Here is a 1,860-nt window from a genome sequence, read left to right on the forward strand (position 1 = left end):
CGTGAGATTGACGAATATGCGCTATCTACCATCATTCGCCAAGGCTTGCCATTTACGCCACACCTAAAGCGTGATTTGCGTAAAATCGGCTGTGAAGTCGGCTCACGCCCAGACTGGGTGGCACTCGCCAAATTGATTTAATTTCCCACTTTTAAAAAGTTTGCTCATGCCTTTTTTGGCATGGGTGGGATTTTTGCACCCAAAATAAGGAAACTTTATGGCTATCATCACCCCAACCAATCCAGAACAAAACCTACTTAAAGACCTAAAAATCTGGCGCCGAGACAGCAAAAAATATGGGCAAACTGCGCTGTATGATTTGCTCAGCGGCTTAAACCAATACATCGGCAAAATGCAAAAAGCACTGGATAACGAAGGCAAAAAAGTGCAAGAAGGCTTTACCATCAGCCCAGCAGACGCAGCATTTAGCGCCTACATTCGCAAACGTGCCAACTACTGCTGCGAACGCTGCGGTAAGCAGTACGAGCCAAATTCAAACAGCCTACAATGCAGCCATCACTTCAGCCGCCGTTATCACAACATCCGCTATGACCCTGATAATGCGCTGGCATTGTGCTATCACTGCCATGTGTTTTGGTATCAAAAAGACGTACCAGAAGCGGCAAGATGGCTGGAAGACAAAATCGGCAAAGACAAAATCGACCGCTTGATTGCCCTAAAAAACCAACCACAGAAAAAACCCACGCAATCTGAGCTTGACACCATCACTGAAAAATACAAGGCAATGACATGAAAATCCTAGAAACCCTATTCGGCATGACAATGTGGACGGCAGCGGTATTTTTAACGTTTTATTGCCTATTTTCAAACACCCCATGAAAACACTAGGCTTGGCATTACTTGCGCCAAGCCTGCGCAAATGAAGCGAACACGCCAATTTTTAAAATCCGCCTATGGAGATAACCATGTATCAAGACAAACATTTGACACAGCTCACCATTTTGTACCTAGAAGCCCTAGAGCGTATCAAGACGCTAGAAGCCATCAACAAAATGCACACCGATGAATTGCAGCGATTAAAAGGCGAAAGCGGCTTAACACAGTTCATTCCGCCAGAGCTAAGGGGCAAAGCATGAGCCTAACCAAAGACTACTACCACGACATCATCACAGAGCAATCAGATGAAGCCAGAGAATATGAAGAGTTTAGAGAGTTTTGCGAAAGAATGGGTGAAGCACCCATTCTGATATTACCTAAACTTTCGCCAAGACAAATTCACCATCACCAGCTACGCAGTAACCCACAACAAAACACTGTGGGATATGGCATGGCAACTGACCTACACAACCGATTATGACAATTTGTATTTATTCTTAAAAGGTTACACAGTTCAAAAAGAACTTGTAGAAGTTAAATTAAGCAAATTTAAGGTATTCAGATGAACTTATATCAAATCAGCAGCGAACTACAAAACCGCCTAGAAAAACTTGGCGAAATCCTAGAAGAGGGCGACACGCCAAGCCAAGATGAAATCCAAGCCCTGCTTGATTTACAAGGCGATTTAAGCGATAAACTTATCAATTATGGCAAGTTTATCAAAAACACCCAATCAGACATTGACGGCTTGGACGGTGAAATCAAGCGACTCACTGCAAAGAAAAAAGCCCTGCAAAACCGCACGGAAATCCTAAAAGCAAATATGCTTAGTGCAATGATTGAAAACGGCATTGATAAGATTGCCGACCCCATCATGCCAATTCGCCTGCAAAACAGCCCTGCCAGCGTTCGCCTTGATATTGACGCGGCAAACTTACCACAAGAATTTCAAAACATCGAAATCAAAGCAAACAGCACGGCTATCAAAAAAGCACTTAAAGACGGCGTGGTGATTGATGGCGT

At 43.8% G+C, this 1,860-nt stretch carries 4 protein-coding genes; all 4 read left to right on the top strand.

Annotated elements, in window-relative coordinates; all coding sequences use genetic code 11:
• Positions 1–217: 217 nt before the first annotated feature.
• Positions 218–754 carry an HNH endonuclease gene (locus B0181_RS10720; protein WP_078277488.1) on the top strand — a complete coding sequence of 179 codons (537 nt, stop codon included), beginning with the start codon at positions 218–220 and terminating at the stop codon, positions 752–754.
• 172 nt (positions 755–926) lie between these two features.
• Complete coding sequence (locus tag B0181_RS12170) at positions 927–1,097, top strand: hypothetical protein (protein WP_158078971.1); 171 nt, start codon at positions 927–929, stop codon at positions 1,095–1,097.
• Entirely contained in the window at positions 1,094–1,318 is a 225-nt protein-coding gene (locus tag B0181_RS10725; RefSeq protein WP_078277489.1) for a hypothetical protein, read from the top strand. The genes B0181_RS12170 and B0181_RS10725 overlap by 4 nt, the downstream gene beginning before the upstream one ends.
• An 81-nt stretch (positions 1,319–1,399) precedes the next feature.
• Positions 1,400–1,860: siphovirus Gp157 family protein (locus B0181_RS10730; protein WP_078277490.1), on the top strand; the 461-nt coding region annotated here is incomplete at its 3' end.

Origin of the sequence: Moraxella caviae (assembly GCF_002014985.1) — a bacterium.
In the GTDB taxonomy this organism is placed as follows: Bacteria; Pseudomonadota; Gammaproteobacteria; order Pseudomonadales; family Moraxellaceae; genus Moraxella; species Moraxella caviae.

Bases quoted from the DNA above. Each gene is read 5' to 3' on its own strand.
- B0181_RS12170 (WP_158078971.1), top strand. From the start codon at position 927: ATGTATCAAGACAAACATTTGACACAGCTCACCATTTTGTACCTAGAA.
- B0181_RS10725 (WP_078277489.1), top strand. From the start codon at position 1,094: ATGAGCCTAACCAAAGACTACTACCACGACATCATCACAGAGCAATCA.
- B0181_RS10720 (WP_078277488.1), top strand. From the start codon at position 218: ATGGCTATCATCACCCCAACCAATCCAGAACAAAACCTACTTAAAGAC.